Source organism: Streptomyces sp. NPDC020983 (genome assembly GCF_044333485.1).
Lineage (GTDB): Bacteria > Actinomycetota > Actinomycetes > Streptomycetales > Streptomycetaceae > Actinacidiphila.
In genome coordinates, this window is sequence record NZ_JBIRRA010000006.1 from 379,855 (window position 1) to 398,750 (window position 18,896).

An 18,896-nucleotide genomic window follows, 5' to 3' on the forward strand; every position below is an offset into this window, starting at 1 on the left:
CGGTCACGTGCGCGACCCGGGACGAATCGGCCGGTAAGCCGTGCGAGCGGCGGGCGGAACCCAGAATTCACCGGAAAACCCCTTCCCTGGTGGGTCTACGCGCGTATCTTGAGCACGACCGTGCGCGTACCGCCCCGAGGTGACGCGCCGTCACCAACGACCGCTCCGCACGAAGGAGATGCCCCCGGTGTCGGACCCCTCTGAGGCCACCGAGACGTCACCACGCCCGGCGGCGCAGCTGCCCGCCGGCTTCCGCAAGCGCTTCCTGCCGATCGGCGTGGCAGGCGCCATGGTGCTGGCCGGTATCGGCGTGCACGCCGCCTTCGCGACGCCCTCGGCCGGCGCCCTGATATCCGAGGTCTACGGAGGCGGCGGCAACTCCGGCGCCGTCTACACCAACGACTTCGTCGAGCTGGCCAACGCCGGCGGCGCGTCCGTCGACCTGAGCGGCTACACCGTGCAGTACCTGCCCGGCGCGCCCTCCGCCACCTCCAAGTGGCAGACCACCCAGCTCAGCGGCACGCTGGCCGGCGGGGGCCACTTCCTGATCCAGGAGGCCGCGGGCGCCGGCGGCAGCACCGCGCTGCCGGCCGACGTGACCGGCGGCATCAACATGTCCGGCACCTCCGGCACCGTCGCGCTGGTCACCGGCGCCGACCCGCTGACCTGCCTGACGGCCGCCGACTGCGCCGCCGACCCGCGGGTCCGGGATCTGGTCGGCTACGGCACCGCCCTCGTCCACGAGGGCAGCGGCGCCGCGGTGGGCGCGAGCAACACCGCGTCGGTCGCCCGCGGCGCGGGCCTGGCCGACACCGACGACAACGCGGCCGACTTCACCGCGGGCGAGCCCACCCCCCAGCCGGCGGGACAGGGCAGTGGCCCCACCGACCCGCCCACCACGCCGCCGACGACTCCCCCGACCACCCCGCCGGTGACGGGCGTCGAGGCGAGGATCCACGACATCCAGGGCGACACCCGCAACAGCCCGCTGGCCGGCAAGGCGGTGACCGGCGTGACCGGCGTCGTCACCGGCGTGCGCGACTACGGCTCCTCGCGCGGCTTCTGGATGCAGGACCCGCAGCCCGACGCCGACCCGCGCACCAGCGAGGGCATCTTCGTCTTCACCAGCTCCAGCCCCGCGGTCGCGGTCGGCGACGCCGTCACGGTGGCAGGCACGGTCTCCCAGTACTACCCGGGCGGCGCCGACACCGGCGTGCAGGCGGTCACCGAGATCACCAGGCCCACCGTCACCAAGGTCTCGTCCGGCAACGCACTGCCGGCGCCCGTCGTGCTGGACGACGCGCGCGTCCCGGACGCTTTCGTGCCGAGCGCCGGCGGCGGCAGCATCGAGGACCTCCCGCTGCGCCCCGCGGACTACGCGCTCGACCTGTACGCGTCGCTGGAGGGCATGAACGTCCGGATCGAGGACACCCGCGTGGTCGGCGCCACCGACGCGTACGCGGAGCTGTGGGTCACCGTCAAGCCGAAGCAGGACCCGACCAGGCGCGGCGGCACCCTCTACACCGGCTACGACCAGCCCAACTCCGGCCGGCTGATGGTGCAGTCGCTGCTCCCGTCCGCGACCTCGCCCTTCCCGGTGGCGAACGTCGGCGACACGCTGCGCGGCACGACGTCCGGGCCGCTGGACTACAACCAGTTCGCCGGTACGTACGCGGTCGAGGCGCGCGAGCTGGGCACGGTCGCGAGCGGCGGCATCACGCCCGAGGTCACCGCCAGGGCCTCCGCGGACCAGGCGACGGTGGCCACGTACAACGTGGAGAACCTGGCGCCCGGCAACCCCCAGGCGAAGTTCGACGCCCTCGCCCAGGGCCTGGTGCACAACCTGCGCTCGCCCGACATCGTCGCCCTGGAGGAGATCCAGGACAACAGCGGCGCCACCGACGACGGCACGGTCGCCGCCGACCGGACGCTGGCCAAGCTCACGGACGCGATCGTGGCGGCGGGCGGCCCGCACTACGAGTGGCGCGGCATCGACCCGGTCAACGACAAGGACGGCGGCCAGCCCGGCGGCAACATCCGCCAGGTCTTCCTCTTCAACCCGGATCGCGTCGGCTTCACCGACATCCCCGGCGGCGACTCGACCACCGCGGTCGGCATCACGGGCACCGGCTCCGCCACGGCGCTGACCGCCTCCCCGGGCCGTGTCGCCCCGGGCGACCAGGCGTGGAACAGCAGCCGCAAGCCGCTCGTGGGCCAGTTCACCTTCCGCGGCAAGAAGCTCTTCGTCATCGCCAACCACTTCGACAGCAAGGGCGGCGACCAGGGCGTCGACTCGCGCTTCCAGCCCCCGGTGCGCAGCTCCGAGGTGCAGCGGGTGCGCCAGGCGATCCTGGAGCACGACTTCGTCCAGCAGCTGGAGACCGCCGACAGGAAGGCCGACGTCGTCGTCCTCGGCGACCTCAACGACTACCAGTTCTCGCCCGCGGTGCAGAGCCTGACCGGCAACGGCTCGGTGCTCACCGACCTGGTCGACACCCTGCCGGTCAGGGAGCGCTACTCCTACGTCTACGAGGGCAACTCCCAGGTGCTGGACCACATCCTGGTCTCGCCGAACCTGACCGCGCACACCGACTACGACGTCGTCCACATCAACGCGGAGTTCGCGGACCAGACCAGCGACCACGACCCGCAGGTCATCCGGCTGCGCCCGTAGCCGTCGCCCGCACCCCGTGAGGGTGCGCGTGCCCCGCGGGCGCGCGCACCCTCATCGGTATGATCATCGGAATATTAGAAGATCGTGCGGACAATTTTCCGTGCTTTGCAAGGCGGGTGGCGCACATCACCCTCAGATAGTGCAGCATTATGTCCGCTATGTTCGCTATGCCGGATAAAGATGCTTGCCTGTGACGTGCCCGGCGTGCGAGAGTCGTCTCAACGGCCGATCGACCCGAGCCCGGCCGTTCCACAAGCGCCGTGGACCACACCCCCCTGCTCCGCGGCGGTCATGAAGAGGCCCTTCCAGCTGTCGTTACCCCGACGCGAAGGGCCTCTTCACATGCGCCGCCCGCGGCCGGGCGGGCGGGGTCACCCGCGGTCCTGCACCCGCAGTTCGAACCAGGTGGTCTTGCCGCGCGGCTGGAGGTCCACGCCCCAGCGGTCGGACAGGTGGTCGACCAGGAAGAGGCCGCGCCCGCTGATGTCCAGCTCGCGCACCGGGAGCAGGCAGGGCAGCGCCCGCGAGGGGTCGCGCACCTCGACGCGGATCCAGCCGCGCCGCCGCCGTAAGCGGATCCCGAAGCCGCGCGCCCCCGTGTGCCGCACCGCGTTGCCGACCAGCTCGGAGACCAGCAGCTCGACCGTCTCGCCGTACGCCGCCAGGCCCCACGTGCGCAGCACCTCGACCGTGAGCCGGCGCGCGGTGGACGCCGACTCGGGCCGCGAGGCGAGGTGGACCTCGGCGAGCGAGGGGTCACCCAGCAGTTCCAGCACGCCGGGCTCCGCACCGTCCACTCCGTCCGCACCGTCCGCGAGAACGGGTAAGGGGCCCGCCGCGGGACCGGATTCCACCCGCTGCGGCCGCTCGGATCCACCCCTGCCCGCCATGCCTTCATGATGGCCGCCCGCGCGCCCCTCCGAGTGCCAACCCGGGGAATTGGACGGCGGGGGGACAGCGCTCGACCCGTGGGTTTCGGCATATTCCCCTGGCACGGATCCCCTGGAATCACACCCCCCGACCTGCGGTGTTGCCGAACGCAACCTTCCCGGTGATCGGTGGCGGCCCGAGAATCCTTAAGGTTTCCATAAGCCTTCCTTAAGGAAAGGCCGCCACCGCCGGGCTACCGATGTTCGAGTGCCTGTACGAGTGTCGTCCACATCTCAACCGGGTAACGCGTCAACGGAATTGTGCTTTCCCCGGACCCTGCTCGACGAAGCTGCGCATTCCCGTCTCCCGGTCGGCGGTCGCGAACAGGCCCGTGAAGAGCGCGCGCTCCAGGGCCAGGCCGCTGTCCAGGTCGGTCTCCAGTCCCGCGTCCACCGCCTGCTTGGCGGCCCGCAGCGCGAGCGCCGGCCCGCGCGCCAGCCGCGCCGCCCAGGCGTGCGCGGTCGCGTACACCTCCGCGGCCGGCACCACCTTGTCCACCAGGCCGATCGTGAGCGCCTCGGCGGCGCCCACCATGCGGCCGGTGAAGATCAGGTCCTTGGCCCGGGAGGGGCCGACGAGCCGGGCGAGCCGCTGGGTGCCGCCGGCCCCCGGGATGAGGCCGAGCAGGATCTCCGGCTGCCCGAGCCTGGCGTCCTCGGCGGCGATCCGCACGTCCGCGCACAGGGCCAGCTCGCAGCCGCCCCCGAGCGCGTAGCCCGTCACCGCCGCCACCACCGGCTTGGGGATGCGGGCGACGGCGGTGAAGGCCTCCTGGAGCGGGCCGGAGCGCAGCGCCATGTCCCCGTAGGACATGTCCTGCATCTCCTTGATGTCGGCGCCCGCGGCGAAGACCTTCTCGCCGCCCCACAGCACCAGCGCCCGCACGTCGGGGCGGGCGGCCGCCTCGCGGGCGATCTCCGCGAGGCGGTCCTGCACCGCGCTGTCGAGCGCGTTCATGGGCGGCCGGGCGAGCGTCACGGTGCCGACGCCGTCGTCGACTTCGAAGGTCACAGTCATGACGGCGAGACTACGGCGCCGGCCCGGCGGGCCGGGGTCAGGCCTTCCACCGCTCCCACGGCATGTTCCAGCCGTTCAGGCCGTTGTACCACTGGACGGTCTTGTCCTTGGAGTGCACGACCTCGACGACGTCCCCGATGATCGAGGTGCTGTAGAACCACGCCGCCGGGGTGTCGGGGTCGTGCGCGCCGCGCACGTCGTGCAGGCCGACGCAGCCGTGGCTGGTGTTGCTGCGCCCGAAGACCGAGTTCGCGGCCCAGTAGTTGCCGTGGATGAAGGTGCCCGAGGTGGTGAGCCGCATCGCGTGCGGCACGTCCTTGATGTCGTACTCCCCGCCGAAGCCGACCGTGTCGCCGTTCATCCGGGTGGTGACGTACTTCTCGGAGATCACCATCTTGCCGTTGTAGGTGGTGTGCTCGGGCGCGCCGGAGGAGATCGGGACGGTCCGCACCAGCTTGTTGTCGCGGTAGACGGTCATCGTGTGCTTGGCGGCGTCCACGATGCTCACCTGGCGGCGGCCTATCGTGAAGTGCACGGACTTCTGCTGCTTGCCGTAGACCCCGGCCGCGCCCTCGACGCCCTTGAGGTCCAGCTGGAGGGTGACCGCGGTACCGGGCTTCCAGTAGTCGGCCGGGCGGATGTAGAGGTCCTGGTTGCCGTACCAGCGGGAGGCGACCTCGACGGACGGGGACGCGGAGACCGACACGCCCTGCTCGACGGCCTTCTTGTGCGTGATCGGGCGGTTGAAGTGCAGGTAGACCTCCATGCCGACGCCGACGGTCGAGCCGTCCTCGGGCGTGAAGTAGCCGACGAAGGTGTCCTTGGGGGTGACGGTGGTGAAGGTCGCGTGCTTGTCGGACTCGCGGCCCTCGGCGTCCTCGGCGGTGGCGTCGACGGTGTACTGCGTGGAGGTGTCCAGATGGCCGGTGGGCGTCCAGCCCAGCCCGTCCGCGCTGATCTCGCCGGGCACCTGGGCGCCCTTGCCGTCCTTGACGACGACGGTGGACAGCTTGCCGCCGCTCGCCGAGACCTTCAGCTCGCCGGTGGTGGCGACGTTGTCCGCGCCGTCCTCGGGCGCGATGGTGACGACGGCGGTGGAGGGCGCGGTGTCCGGCGACGCGCCGGCGGCCGCCGACGAGGACGCCTTGGAGGGGCCGGACGCGGAGTCGTCACCGCCCCCGCCGCCGCCGCACGCGGCCGCCGCGAGCAGCGCCGCCCCCAGCACCAGCGCGGACATCTTCCTTCTGACCCCAGGCGCCACGCGTATCGGCTTCACGTCCGTCTCCCCTTGCCCGCTTCCCGCACCTCAGCCCCGGACCTCCCCGGCTGGCGCAAGAAAACCACACGCGGGGCGTTCCGGGCGGCCCGGAAATGTCACCGTTGCGTCCCAGATCGGGGCGGTCCCGGCGGGTGCGGGCGGCGGGCGGTACGGGCGGCTACCTGCGGGGTGTGCGTGGCTGCGACGGCCGCGGCCGGGGGTCGGTGCTGCATCCCATCTTCCGGCAGTCCGGGTTGGCGCAGGACATCGAACTCACTCCTTGCTGTCGTGCAGGCGTATCCGCCGCGCGAGCGGCCCCGCACAAAGTGCGGTTGCCCGACACGGTCGTGAAGACGGACGCACCGCGGAGCGATTCGGTTCCCTCACGGGTGAGTTCACGGCATTGCCGCAACAATTCACAGCGCTTTCACCGGAATGTGCCCGTGGGCACATGTCCGGGGGAGGTGACCAGCACAAATGCGGCACGCACTCAGAGTGCCGAACCGGCCACCCATTGCCGCCAGCCGAGATTCCAGCCGCTCATTCCGTTGTCCGGCGCGACCGTTCCGTCATGGGAATTCACCACCCGGATCGGATCGCCCACGAGCGAGTTCTCGTAGAACCAGCCCGCCGGGGTGCCGGAGCCGCCGCCCTTGGTGTCGAACAGCCCGATGCAGCCGTGGCTGACGTTGGTGCGGCCGAACACGTCCGGCGGGGACCAGTAGTTGCCGTGCACGAAGGTGCCCGACCGGGTGAGCCGCATCGCGTGCGGGACGTCGGGGATGTCGTACTCGCCGCCGAAGCCCACCGTGCGGCTGTCCATCCGGGTCACCGCGAACTTCTGCGCGATGACCATCACGCCGTTGTACGTGGTGTGCCCCGGCGCCCCGGTGGAGACGTCCAGGCTGCGCACCACCCGGCCGCCGCGCCGCACGGTCATGGTGTGGGCGGCCGCGTCCACCGTGCTGCGCTGGTCGCGGCCGATCGTGAAGTGCACGTCCTTGGACTGCGTGCCGTAGACGCCGGGCGCCGCGGCCACGTCGCGCAGCCGCAGGTGCAGCGTGACGCGGGACCCGGGCGTCCAGTACGCGGCCGGGCGCAGGTCGAGGCGCTGGTCGCCGAACCAGTGGCCGACCACCCGCACGGCCGGCTGCGCGGTGACGGTCACGGCGCGCTCGACCGCGGCCCGGTCGGCGACCGGGCGGCTGAAGGTCAGCGTGACGATCATCGCGTCGCCGACCGTGCTGCCCTCCTCCGGGCTGAAGAAGCCGATCACGGTGTGCTGCGGCACGAGCGTGGTGAAGGCCGTGTGCCTGGCCGCCGTGCGGCCGCGCGCGTCCGTCGCGAGCGCGTCCACCGTGTACTGCGTGGCCAGTGCGAGCTTGCCGTCCGGCCGCCAGCTGCGCCGGTCCGCCGCGAGGCGCCCCGGCACCGGCGTGCCGTCCGCCGCCCGCACACCGACCTCGGTGAGCGTGCCGTGCGCGACGCGCACCGCGAGCGCGCCCTGCGCGGCGACGTCCCGGGCGCCGTCCCCGGGCTCGACGCGGATGACCGCCCGCGACACCTGCGCGCCGGCCCCGTCCCCCTTCCCGTCAGAACCGCCGCCGCCCGTACCGCACCCCGCGGCGAGCACCGCGCCCAGGAGCACCCCCGCACCCGCGCGCACCGCGCGCCGCACCACTTCTCTCACGCACCGTCAACGACGCACCGCCGCGCGGGAAACGCCGTGCCACCCGGCCACGGGGGCGTTGTCAGCCGGGCAGCCGGGCCAGCACGCCGCGGGCGCGCTCGGCCGCGTCGGGCCAGGGGCCGTTCAGCGCGTGGACGTAGGCGGCGCGGGCGCCCTCGAGATCGCCCGCGGCCAGCAGCAGGCCGCCGAGGTTGACGGCCGCCATGCCGCTCTGCACGGGGTGGCCGGTCGCGATGACGGTGCGGTAGGCCTCCTCGGCGCCGGCGGTGTCGCCGTTGTGCGCGAGGAAGCCGGCGAAGTCGAAGGCCGCCATGGGCGACAGGTGCGGGTGACCGGCCCGGACGGCGAGCCGGTAGGCGGCCGCCGCGCCGGGGACGTCGTCCTGCGCGGTCCGCGCCTTGGCCAGGTGCACCGCGGCCAGGCACGCCGTTTCGGCGTCGGCGGCGTCGAGGGCCCTGCGGTAGGCGGCGTCGAAGGCCGCGCACGCCCCGTCCACGTCGCTGCGCTGCCTGCGGAGCATGCCCCGGCAGAACAGCCGCAGGGCCTCGTCGTCCGGTCCCGCGAGGGCCATCGTCCGGCGGAAGGCGTCGGCGCCCACGTCCCCGGACGAGGAGAGGAGCAGCAGGGCCAGGTGGAGCTGGGTACGGGCGCGCGTGTCGCCCGCGGCCTGGGCCGCCCGCAGCGCCGCGACGCCCTCGGCGTCGGGCAGATGGTGGGCGAAGTGCCGGCCGAAGTCGAACGGCGGCGGCTGCGGGCCGGTGGCGGGCGCGGGCGGTTCCAGCGCCGCCAGGCGGGCACGGGCCCGCTCGGCGGCCTCGTGAACGGGGGACGTCAGGGCGTGCCGGTAGGCGGCGCGGGCCTCCTCGGGGGTGAATTCGCACACCAGCAGGTCGCCCAGGACGAGCGCCGCCACCGGGGCGTCGTGGCCGCCGAGCGCCTGCTCCAGGGCAGCCCGCGCGCCCGCGACGTCGCCCGCCTGGGCGCGGACGACACCGACGATGCCGCCCAGCAGGGCCTGCCCCTCCTCGTCGGCCGAGCCCATGAGGAATTCGGCGAGCAGCCGTGCCTCGGCGTACTCACCCTCCCCGTAGAGCCGCAGGACGCCGTGCAGCATCGCTTCCGGATCGCCCTCCGCCGCCAGGGAGTTGGTGAGGCGGGCCGCCTCGGACCGGCGTTCCCCGGCCACGGCGACCAGACGCAGCCGCCCGGCCGCGTCGGGGTCGCCGAGGTCCGCAGCGCGCTCGTAGGCGGCGCGGGCGCCGGCCAGGTCGTCCTCCTCCAGCAGCAGGTCGCCCAGGGCGAGCGCGGCCATCGCGGCGTGGCCGGTACCGGTGGCGGCCGCGCGGGCGAAGGCGGCCTTGGCGTCGTCCGCGGCCCCGGCGGCCCGGAAGGCGATGCCGCGGCCTGCCTCGGCCGCGGCGGCGATCCACGGGTCGTCCGCCCCGGCCAGCCCGTCCAGCACCGCGAGCATCCCGTCGGTGTCGCCGGCGCTCTCCAGCTCCACGGCGTGCTCCAGCTCCGCCAGCAGATCGGGGTCCGGGCCCGGGGCCGCGGTGCCCGGCCCGTCCGGCTCGGGCGCGAGGTCCTCGCCGGAGGCGGTGGCGAGGGCCTCCAGCTCGTCGCGTACGGACAGCAGCCGGCCGGCCAGCTCCGCGTCGGCCGCGGCGACCTCGGCGAGGTCGGAGCGCAGGTCCAGGGCCCCTGACCACAGCACGGCCCGGCCCTGCTCCAGGAACTCCACCGCCGCCGCCGGCTCGCCCGCGTCGAGGGCGAGGCGGGCCGTCTCGGCCGGCACGCCGTACTCCTGCGCGAGCCAGGACTCCTGGGCCTCGCGCGGGGAACCGGGCCAGGCCGCCAGCGCGAGCAGTTCCAGCAGCAGCCGGCAGCCGTCGAGGGTCGCCGCGGCGTCGTCCCGGTCGGCGACGGTGAACCAGACCCGTACGGCCCGGTAGCGCAGCCGGGCGGGGACGGTGGCGTCGGACGCCAGCCCGTACAGCACCCACGCGGCCTCCGCCCGGTCGCCCGGCCGCCCGCCGGACTCGGCGCGGTGGGCGAGGGAGGTCCCCAGCTGGAGCGTGGACAGGACGGAGTCGATCCCGCCGCGGCCGGCGCAGGCGCGAAAGATCTCGATCGCCCGGTCCAGGTCGGCGGCGGCTGCGGTGCGCTCCCAGCGGTCGGCCAGCGCGGCGGCCGCGTTGTGGGCCACGTTCGTCCACTGCGGCCCGGCCGCCTCCGGGTCGTCGACGACGGCCAGCGCGCGGGCGAGTACGGCGTCGAACGCCGCCGGATCCCGCCGCCCGCCGGGCACGTACGCCCTGAGCAGCGCGGAGAGGGCCCTGCGGTAGTGCGAGCCGGCGGGGGGCAGCTGCCCGATCGCGGTCTCCAGGTAGCCGACGGCCACGTCCCGGTCGGCGTCGGGGTCCGGCCGCTCCGCCCCGCGCGGGTACGGCGCGGCTCCGGCGCGGTGCAGCCGGGCCTGGGCGGCGTTGACGAGCCGGGGGGCGTAGGCGCGGTGGGTGGGCGGGGTGAGCCGCAGGACGGTGGTCAGGGCCTCGATCCCCTCGTCCAGGTCGGTGGGGATCGCGAAGAGCTGGTAGCGCGTGAGGAGGACGCCGGCCAGGTTGTTGAGCATCGCCGTGGTCTCCGCCTGGCGGTCGCCGTCCGGGCCGGAGGGCGCCGGCGCCGCGGCGCCCTCGTCGCGGACGGCCCGGTAGAGGTCGACGGCGCGCGAGAGGTCGGTGTCGTCGCGGTTGGCCTGGAAGCGCTCTGCGAGCGCCGCGGCGAGATGGGCGCGGGTCGTGACCCCGTCCGGGTCGAGCTCCAGCGCGGCGGTGGCGAGGTCGACGGCGAGGGCGAGGTCGCCGGGCGCGCCCGTCTCGGAGTAGCGCTCGCGGTGGTGGGCCGACAGGTGCCCGAGCCGGTGGGCGCGGTCGGGGTCGTCGGGACCGGTCGCGTCGAGGCCCTGCGTGCCCGCCTCGACCGCGCGGTCCAGGTCCGCGAGCTCCGACGTGAAGCCGAACCGGATCCGGTGGCAGATGCCGAGGGACGTCAGCACGGCGGCGCGGTTGGGGTGGCCGGGGCCTGCGGCGTCGAGGGCGGCCGCCAGGGAGGCGAGGGCGGCCTGGAGGTCCTCGCGCCGGTGGTGGCGGTGGTAGCGGCGCATGTGGGCCTGGTGCGCGGACTGCCCGGCCGCGACGGCGAAGTCCGTCCAGCCGTGGGTGGTGGACCGTGCGAGCACGGTCCGCCAGGCGGGGATCGCCGTGTCGAGGTGCTCGTCGCGGTCGTCGCCGTCGAGCAGGCCGGCGCAGGTGACGGCGAGCCGGGAGACGGCGGTGTGCAGCAGGTCGCGCTGCTCGCCCGGCTGCCCGTCGGGGACGAGGGCCACCGCCTCGCTGAGTGCGTCGACGGCGGCCCGCAGGTCGGCGGTCGCCGTCCCGGCGCCCGGGCGCTGGGCGCGCAGGTGCAGCAGCCAGCCGTAGTTGGCCAGTACGGCGGCGCGGCGGAGGGGTTCGAGGGGGTGGGCCAGGACCCGCTGGTAGTGGTCGAGGGCGAGGTCGGCGGCCTGCGGGTCGTCGTCCTGTGTGGCGCGCAGGTGGAGCGCGCCGGCGAGGGCGAGCAGCGGATCGGTGGCGCCGCCGTCCGCCGCGGCGGCGGCCCGGGCGTGGCCGAACGCCTCGTCGAGCAGGGCGGGGTCGGGCTCCAGATCGTTCATGACCAGCAGCGTCCCGGCGAGGTCGCCGCGCATCCGCGGGCGGTCCGGGTCGTCGGGCCCGAGACGGGACAGGGCGCGTCGCAGCAGGTCCGCGGCCTCCGACAGGGCCGCGCGGTCGCGTTTGCCGACCGCCTCGTCGTACAGGGCGTGGGCGAGGTTGGCCTCGAAGGCGGCGCGCTCGTGGCCGGACGGCTGAAGGCGCAGGGCGTTGCGGCCGGCGGTGAGGGCTTCCTCGCGGTGCCGCTCGTCGCCGGTGAGGCGGGCGGCCTCGGTCATGATCCGCCCGAGCCGGTCCCAGCGCAGCGCGGCGAGGGCGTCGCCGGCGGGGCGGGCCACCGCCTCGCGGGCCAGTTCCGCCAGGTCGAGGCAGTGCTCGGCCGTCGCCGGGACGTCGTCGACCGACCGCAGCAGGGTGTGCCACAGCGCCTGCTCGACGGAGGGCGGGTGCGCGGCGCGGGAGACCTCCGCGCGGGCGAGCGCCGCCGCCTCGTCGACCTGCTCCCGCGACCGCGCGCGCATCCCGGCCTGCATCAAGGTGGCGGCCAGCGCGGCGGTGCAGGCCGGCTGCTCGTCCGGGTCGAGCGCGGGCAGGGCGGCCCGGTAGGCCTCGGCCGCCTCGGTCAGCGGTGCGTAGGCGCCGGTCCGGTGCGCCAGGCCGGACAGCAGTGCGCCGAGACGCCGCTGCAGCCTCCCGGTGTGCTCGGGCGCGGCGTCCGGGAGGGCGCTCCGGAGCAGGGCGATCGCCTGCTCGGTCTGTGCCGGGTCGCCGGGGGCGGCGGAGCGGCGGTCCAGCAGGGGCGCGAGCTCGCCCGCGTACCCCGCCCGCAGGCCCGGGTCGGAGGCGCTCGCGTGGAGCGCCGACAGCAGGGTGATCGCCTCGTCCCGCGCGGCCGGGTCGCCGGTGGCGTCGTGCAGGCAGCTCAGGGCGAGGGCGAGGAGCGCGGTGTCCTCCTCGCCGTCGTCCTGCTCGGCGCGCGCCCCCGCGCACACCGCCCGGCACACGTCCACGAGGTCGGCCGCGACGTCCTGGCCGCCGGTGAGCGAGTACAGGTCGCCCAGGATCCGGCGGTGGTGGAGGAGGCGCTGCGGGTCCCGCCCGCCGTCCCCGGTCCCCGCGCCCGTGGCGGTGAGCAGTCCCGGCGCGTAGGGCAGGTCCCGTAACACCGCGGGGTCGTCGATCCCGGCCGTGGCGTGCAGCAGCCGCCACGACTGCCGCAGCCGGTCGCGCCTGCGGTCGAGCTCCTCGCCCTCGAAGGCGCCGAGCCCGTGGGTGGCGAGCGTGATCGCCTCCCGCAGGGTGTCCGGTTCCCGTGTGGCGTCCCACGTCTGCTGGAGCAGGAAGGCGAGGTTGGCGGAGTCCAGCGGCTCGCGCGCCGGGAGGCGGCGGCGGACGACCTCGCGCATCAGGTCGACGGCCGCGGCGAGCCGCCCGTCCTCGTGCAGTGCGGCCGCCTCCGCCACGAGCGGGAGCAGCGGGTCCGCGCCTGCGGCGTCCGGTCCGGGGGCGGCGGCGTCCGTCGTCACGGGCACTCCTCCACCGGCTCGACCGTGAGGATCCGTGCCAGGTCCACCGGCACGTCCCCGGCGGTGGTGTGCAGGGTGAGGGTGCCGCGGGCGATGCCCTTGCTGTCGCCGCAGAGCGTGGAGCCCGGCAGCTGGACCCGCAGCTGCGGCGGTTGCCTGGGCGGCGCGTACCAGGTGGTGCCGACCGCCAGGACGAGGAAGGCGGCGCAGGCCAGCGCTCCGGCGATGCCGCGCCGCAGGTCGGCGAGGGCGGCGACGGCCCGCGTGTGGTCCTGGGTGAGGGGGCTGCCCGCGGGGTGCGGGGTGAGGCGGGGCGGTCCGTTGGCCGCCCGCAGCAGGTACAGGCCGCCCGCCGCTCCGGCCAGCAGGGCCAGGAGCAGCAGCGCGCCGATGACGACGTGCCACGGCGGGGCGACCTTGTCGATCTCGGTGCGCCCCTTGACGAGCCCGAAGCCGACCAGGGCGGCGAGCAGCCCGGCGAGCCCGTTGCGCCATGCGGCGGCGGCGTCGCGGACCCGGGGCAGTTCCTCGCGCAGGACCCGGTGGCGCTCGCGGGCGCGGGCGGCGTCGGCGGGCCCGGCGGGCGGCCCCGGCCTGGGCCGGAGGGGGGCGCTCATGAGGCGGCGAGCCGCAGCAGCCAGTAGGCGCCGCAGCCGCTTCTGCCCTCGGGGCTGCCGGGGTGCTCGCCCTCGCAGGTGCAGACGACCGGTTCGGCGGGCTCGGCGGGCGCGGGGGCGGGGGCGGGCGACCGGCGGAAGAGGGGCAGGCTCTTGTACGTGCCGGTGACGACCGGGACGAACATCAGCCCGCGGCAGCGCGGGCAGGGGCCGGCCAGTTCGACGGTCCCGGGGCGTATCTCCGTCGCGGCGAAGGTCGCGGCGGCTTCCCGCGCGTAGTCGTCGTGCGTCGTCTCTTCGTACGCCTCACACAAGGGGACACCTCCTTCTGCTGTCGGCCCGGACGCCGGGACCTAGGGGCCGGTGTGGGTGAACGCCGCCCAGCGGCTGGGGCGTTCGGGTTCCGCGTCGCGCAGCCGGCGCATCGCGCGCGTCGCGGCGCCCGCGGTACGGGCGGGGTCGAGGCGGCCGGCGGTGACGAGCCCGGGGAAGAGTTCGGCGGCGAACGCCGAGGCGGCCTCGGCGTCCACGGACCACAAGGTCGCCAGGACGTGCCGGAAGCCGGCGTAGTGCAGCCCGGCGCCGAGCGTGATCACCTCGTCGGCGAGCCGGACCCCGCCCGTCGCGGTCATGCAGGCCGACAGGAAGGCGAAGCCGCCGTCGAGGCGCTCGGCGCCGAGTTCGGCGACGGTGAGGACGCCGTCGGCGAGCAGCAGGCCGCCGTGCGAGGGGTCGAGCAGGTTCTGCCGCCCGTGGCAGCTGAAGTGGGCCCAGCGGTGGTCGCGCAGCTCGCGGAGGACGCGCTCGCGGGTGGCGTCCGCGCCCTCCACGACGGTGAGCAGGTGCGGCGGGAACAGCCCGCGCAGAAGGTCGAGTTCGGCGGCGGTCTGGGGCAGGGGCGGGCCGGCGGCGGGGGCGATGACCAGCATCCGGTCCGCGCCGCCCAGGAGTTCGGTCCGCGCGCGGGCCAGCGCCCGCAGGGTCGGCACCGAGGACGGGACGGCGCGGTCGAGCACACTGCGGCCGCTGCCGTCGTGGTGCCCGGCGGCGTGCAGGGGCAGGAAGCCGAGCGGGCCGGTCGGGCACCACCACACGCGGTTCGAGGCCGCCGCGCGCAGCACCGGGTCGGCCACGGTCCGCCACAGCCAGCCCAGGTCGTCCAGCAGCCGGGCGTCCAGCTCCTCCTCGGCCGCGCGCAGGTGCCGCTTGGCGGTGTGGTGGTCGTGGAAGGTGCCGAAGGAGGGGTCGGCCAGGGCCCGCCGCCCGGTGCGGCGGACGTGTGCGGCGGCCTCGTCGACGCGGCCCAGCCGGTCGATGTGGCCGGACACGCGCTCGGCCGCCTCCTGCGCGTCCAGGTCCGGCAGCGGGACGCCGCGCACACCGCAGGCCTCGACGAGCAGGGCGTCGCAGCGCGTGCTGGTGACGTTGACCATCGCCAGGGTGCCCGTGCCGACGGCGGGGAGCAGCGACTCCAGCCGGGGCGGCCGCAGGAAGTCCGCGAAGCCGGGCCCGAGCGAGCGGACCCGCGCGACCAGGGCGTCCCACTCCCGCGCCCGGGCGAGCTGCCGGTCGACGACGCTGCCGCGGCGGCCCGGCGGCTCAGCTGACATGGTGCCAAATGTAGCCGTCCGGCCCGGAGTCCGGTAAGCCACGGAAAAGACCGGTATCCCGCCGTGACACCGCCGGGACCGTCGGCCGCGCCGGGTGTGAGTCCGGGGCGCGCGGGGGGAAGGTAGAGGGCAGGTACACGGCAGGCCGCCGGCACGGGACGCCGGGCGAGGCCACCGCCGTGCCCGAGCCGCGGGAGGACGCAGGTGTCGCAGGCACGCGAAACGGGGGTGCCCGGATGGGCGCCCGGCCTCCGGCTGCCCGCGCCCCGGCCCGTCGCGGCGCCCCCGGCCCGCGGCCCCGCGACGCCGGCGGCCGAGGTGTGGCCGGGTTCCCCGGAGCCGCTGGGGGCCCGCTTCCGTACCGGGCCCGACGGGCGCGGCGGCACCAACTTCGCGCTGTGGGCGGGCGGCGCGGAATCCGTCGAGGTGTGCCTGTTCGCCGCGGACGGCACCGAGACGCGGGCGCCGCTGGCCGAGCTGACGCACGAGGTGTGGCACGGCTTCCTGCCCGGCGTGCTGCCCGGCCAGCGCTACGGCTTCCGGGTCGGCGGCCGCTGGGACCCGTGGACGGGGGCGCGGTGGAATCCGGCGAAGCTGCTGCTCGACCCGTACGCCCGCGCGGTGGACGGCGACTTCCGGCTGGTCCCCGAGGTGTACGGGCACGTGCGCGACTGGCCCGAACCGGGCGTCGCCGACACCGTGCGCGACGACCGCGACTCGGCGCCTTTCGTGCCCAAGGGCGTCGTGGTGGACGACTGGGCCGAGGCGGACGAGTGGCAGGACGACCACCGCCCGAAGACCCCCTGGTCCGACACCGTCATCTACGAACTGCACGTCCGCGGCTTCACCCGCCGCCACCCGGGCGTGCCGCCCGAACTGCGCGGCACCTACGCCGGACTGGCGCACCCCGCGGCGCTGGAGCACCTGACCTCCCTCGGCGTGACGGCCGTCGAACTGCTGCCCGTCCACCAGTTCGCGCACGAGGAGCACCTGGAGCGGCGGGGCCTTTCCAACTACTGGGGCTACAACTCGATCGGCTACTTCGCCCCGCACGCCGCCTACAGCGCGAGCGGCTCGGGCGGCGCCCAGGTCGGGGAGTTCCGGCGGATGGTGCGGGCGCTGCACGCCGCCGGGATCGAGGTGATACTCGACGTCGTCTACAACCACACGGCCGAGGGCGGCCAGGGCGGCCCGACGCTGTCGCTGCGCGGCATCGACAACCGCGGCTACTACCGGCTCGGCGCCGACCCGCGCGGCTACGCCGACTACACCGGCTGCGGCAACACCCTGGCCGTCGTGCAGCCGCACGTCCTGCGGCTGATCACCGACTCGCTGCGCTACTGGGTGACGGAGATGGGCGTCGACGGCTTCCGCTTCGACCTCGCGGCGGCGCTCGCCCGCTCCATGCACGACGTCGACATGCTCTCCCCCTTCCTCGCGGTCATCGCGCAGGACCCGGTGCTGCGCCGGGTCAAGCTCATCGCGGAGCCGTGGGACGTCGGTTCGGGCGGCTACCAGGTGGGCGCCTTCCCGCCGCTGTGGACGGAGTGGAACGACCGCTACCGCGACACCGTCCGGGACTTCTGGCGCGGCGCGACCGCGGATCTGCGCGACCTCGGCTACCGGCTGTCCGGCTCCAGCGACCTCTACGACTGGGGCGGCCGCCGCCCCTACGCCTCGGTCAACTTCGTGACCGCGCACGACGGCTTCACGCTGCGCGACCTCGTCAGCTACCAGGAGCGGCACAACGAGGCCAACGGCGAGGACGGCCGGGACGGCTCCGGGGACAACCGCTCGTGGAACTGCGGCGCCGAGGGCGCGACGGACGACCCGGACGTCCTCGCGCTGCGGCGGCGGCAGATACGCAACCTGCTCGCGACGCTGCTGCTGTCCACCGGGGTGCCGATGCTCGTCGCGGGCGACGAGATGGGCCGCACCCAGGGCGGCAACAACAACGCCTACTGCCAGGACAACGAGACGAGCTGGGTCGACTGGTCGCTGCTCGGCGACCCCGGCTGGGCCGCGCTGCGCGACCTGGCCGCCCGCCTGATCGCGCTGCGCCGCGCCCATCCGGTGCTGCGCAGCGGCGGTTTCTTCTCCGGCCTGGCGCAGACCCCCGAAGGCCTGCGGGACGTCGCCTGGTTCGGTGCGCACGGCGCCGAGCTGACGGACGAGGAGTGGTTCGCGCACTCCGCCACGCTGGGCATGTACCTGTCCGGCGCGGACATCCCGCACCGCGGCTCCCGCGGGGAGCCCGTCACGGACGACAGCTTCCTCCTGATCGTCCACGCGGGCCACCTGCCCGCCTCCTTCACCCTGCCGGGCCCGCCCTGGGCCGGGGAGTACGAACCCCTCCTCGACACCGCCTCGGAGGAGCAGCGCACCCCGCCCCCGGACCCTCCGACCCCGGCGGGCACGGCGGTCGAACTCGGCCCCCGCTCGGTGCGGCTGTACCGCGCGGCGCGGTAGGGGGCCGGCTCCCGCACCCTCTCCGGCCTGCGGAAACGGAATCCGCTGGACTCCCGCAGTGGTCCAGTCCACTATGTGCCCGGTGACGTCCTCCGCACCCCGCTCCCCCGCTGCCGCCGGCCCCGGGGGCCGCCTGGCGCCGCAGGGGCCGGCCGCGCCCGGCAGTTCGCTCTGGTCGGCCAACTTCCGGCTGTACTTCACCGCCCGCTCCGTGGCCATGCTCGGCGACACGATGCTGCCGGTCGCGCTGTCCGCGGGCCTGCTGTCGTACGGCTACTCGGCCGGTGACATCGGCCTGGTGATGGCGGCCACCACCGCCTGCTTCGCGGGCTTCGTGATCTTCGGCGGGGTCGTCGCCGACCGGTTCGACGCGCGCCGGATGATGATCGGCGCGGACCTGGCGCGGGTGTGCACCCAGTCCGCCGCGGCCGTGCTCTTCCTCACCCACAGCGTCAGGCTGTGGGAGGTGCTGCTGATCGGGGTGGTCAACGGCACGTGCGCCGCGGTCTTCCAGCCCGGGGTGGCCAGCACCGTGGTGCGGGTCGCACGGGACGTACAGGGGGCCAACGCCGTGACCCGGGCCGCCGAGTCGGGCGCGAGCCTGGCCGGGCCCGCGCTGGCCGGTGTGCTGGTCGGCTTCACCTCGGCGGGCGCGGTCTTCGCCGTGCACGCCACGACGTATCTGACCAGCGCGCTGTGCCTGCTGGCGCTGCGGCTGCCGGCGGCCGGCGGGCGGGCCCGCGAGGTCACCGGGAAGGGGGCGCCGGGCGGCTTCCGGGCCGATCTCGCCGAGGGCTGGCGGGAGTTCCGGGCGCGGACGTGGATGTGGTCGGTGATCCTGGTCTGGACCGTCTACACGCTGTGCGTGGTGGGCCCGTTCGTCCCGCTCGCGGCGGGCCAGATCATCCCCGAGCACGGCGCGGGCGCGTACGGCCTGATGAACTCCGCGCTGGGTGCCGGCACCGCGGTCGGGGCGCTCACGGCGATGCGGCTGCGGGCCGACCGGCCGCTGCGCGCGGGCAGCTTCGGGATCTTCGCCTTCGCGCTGATGCCCGCGTCGGTGGGCCTGGACCTGCCGATGCCGTGGCTGTGCGCGTGCGTGTTCGTGGCGGGCATCGGCGGCGCCTTCTGGGGCGTCAACTGGGCGACGAGCGTCCAGACGCAGGTGCCCCACGAGATCCTCAACCGCATCCACGCCTACGAGGTGGCCGGCTCCGTCGCGATGCTCCCCGTCGGCCAGGCCCTCGCGGGCCCGGCCGCCACCGCCCTCGGCGCCCGGCACGTCCTCCAGGCGGGCGGCGTGGCGGCCGTGTGCGTCGCCGTCACCCTGCTGTCCGTCCCCGCGGTACGGGGGCTGCGCCGCGCCCGCTGACGGCGCACCCCCGGCTCGACGGC

General features: G+C 75.2%; 11 protein-coding genes. 3 read left to right on the forward strand and 8 right to left on the reverse strand.

The window, feature by feature from the left end:
* Nucleotides 1–289 precede the first annotated feature (289 nt).
* Nucleotides 290–2,674 carry an endonuclease/exonuclease/phosphatase family protein gene (locus ACH4SE_RS15995; protein ID WP_398544100.1) on the forward strand — a complete coding sequence of 795 codons (2,385 nt, stop codon included), beginning with the start codon at nt 290–292 and terminating at the stop codon, nt 2,672–2,674.
* 371 nt (nt 2,675–3,045) lie between these two features.
* Here ACH4SE_RS15995 and ACH4SE_RS16000 read toward each other — a convergent pair whose 3' ends face one another.
* The 8 genes from ACH4SE_RS16000 to ACH4SE_RS16035 form a co-directional block, all read right to left on the reverse strand.
* Nucleotides 3,046–3,564: an ATP-binding protein gene (locus ACH4SE_RS16000; protein ID WP_398543979.1), complete on the reverse strand. Its 519-nt coding sequence runs from the start codon at nt 3,562–3,564 to the stop codon at nt 3,046–3,048.
* Between the two features lie 289 nt (nt 3,565–3,853).
* Nucleotides 3,854–4,621: an enoyl-CoA hydratase/isomerase family protein gene (locus ACH4SE_RS16005; protein WP_398543980.1), complete on the reverse strand. Its 768-nt coding sequence runs from the start codon at nt 4,619–4,621 to the stop codon at nt 3,854–3,856.
* Between the two features lie 37 nt (nt 4,622–4,658).
* Nucleotides 4,659–5,858: an Ig-like domain-containing protein gene (locus ACH4SE_RS16010; RefSeq protein ID WP_398543981.1), complete on the reverse strand. Its 1,200-nt coding sequence runs from the start codon at nt 5,856–5,858 to the stop codon at nt 4,659–4,661.
* Nucleotides 5,859–6,369: 511 nt separating this feature from the next.
* Nucleotides 6,370–7,569, reverse strand: a complete 1,200-nt coding sequence (locus tag ACH4SE_RS16015; RefSeq protein WP_398543982.1) for an Ig-like domain-containing protein — start codon at nt 7,567–7,569, stop codon at nt 6,370–6,372.
* Between the two features lie 61 nt (nt 7,570–7,630).
* Nucleotides 7,631–12,805 carry a hypothetical protein gene (locus ACH4SE_RS16020; RefSeq protein WP_398543983.1) on the reverse strand — a complete coding sequence of 1,725 codons (5,175 nt, stop codon included), beginning with the start codon at nt 12,803–12,805 and terminating at the stop codon, nt 7,631–7,633.
* Nucleotides 12,802–13,422: a hypothetical protein gene (locus tag ACH4SE_RS16025; protein ID WP_398543984.1), complete on the reverse strand. Its 621-nt coding sequence runs from the start codon at nt 13,420–13,422 to the stop codon at nt 12,802–12,804. The genes ACH4SE_RS16020 and ACH4SE_RS16025 overlap by 4 nt, the downstream gene beginning before the upstream one ends.
* Nucleotides 13,419–13,736 (reverse strand): hypothetical protein, encoded by a 318-nt coding sequence (locus ACH4SE_RS16030; protein ID WP_398543985.1) that lies wholly within the window; start codon nt 13,734–13,736, stop codon nt 13,419–13,421. The genes ACH4SE_RS16025 and ACH4SE_RS16030 overlap by 4 nt, the downstream gene beginning before the upstream one ends.
* 39 nt (nt 13,737–13,775) lie before the next feature.
* Complete coding sequence (locus ACH4SE_RS16035) at nt 13,776–15,032, reverse strand: CHAT domain-containing protein (RefSeq protein ID WP_398543986.1); 1,257 nt, start codon at nt 15,030–15,032, stop codon at nt 13,776–13,778.
* Nucleotides 15,033–15,287: 255 nt separating this feature from the next.
* Between ACH4SE_RS16035 and glgX the strand changes: the two genes are divergently transcribed.
* Complete coding sequence (glgX, locus tag ACH4SE_RS16040) at nt 15,288–17,501, forward strand: glycogen debranching protein GlgX (protein ID WP_398544101.1); 2,214 nt, start codon at nt 15,288–15,290, stop codon at nt 17,499–17,501.
* A 73-nt stretch (nt 17,502–17,574) separates the two neighbouring features.
* Complete coding sequence (locus ACH4SE_RS16045) at nt 17,575–18,873, forward strand: MFS transporter (protein ID WP_398544102.1); 1,299 nt, start codon at nt 17,575–17,577, stop codon at nt 18,871–18,873.
* The last annotated feature ends 23 nt before the right edge of the window (nt 18,874–18,896 follow it).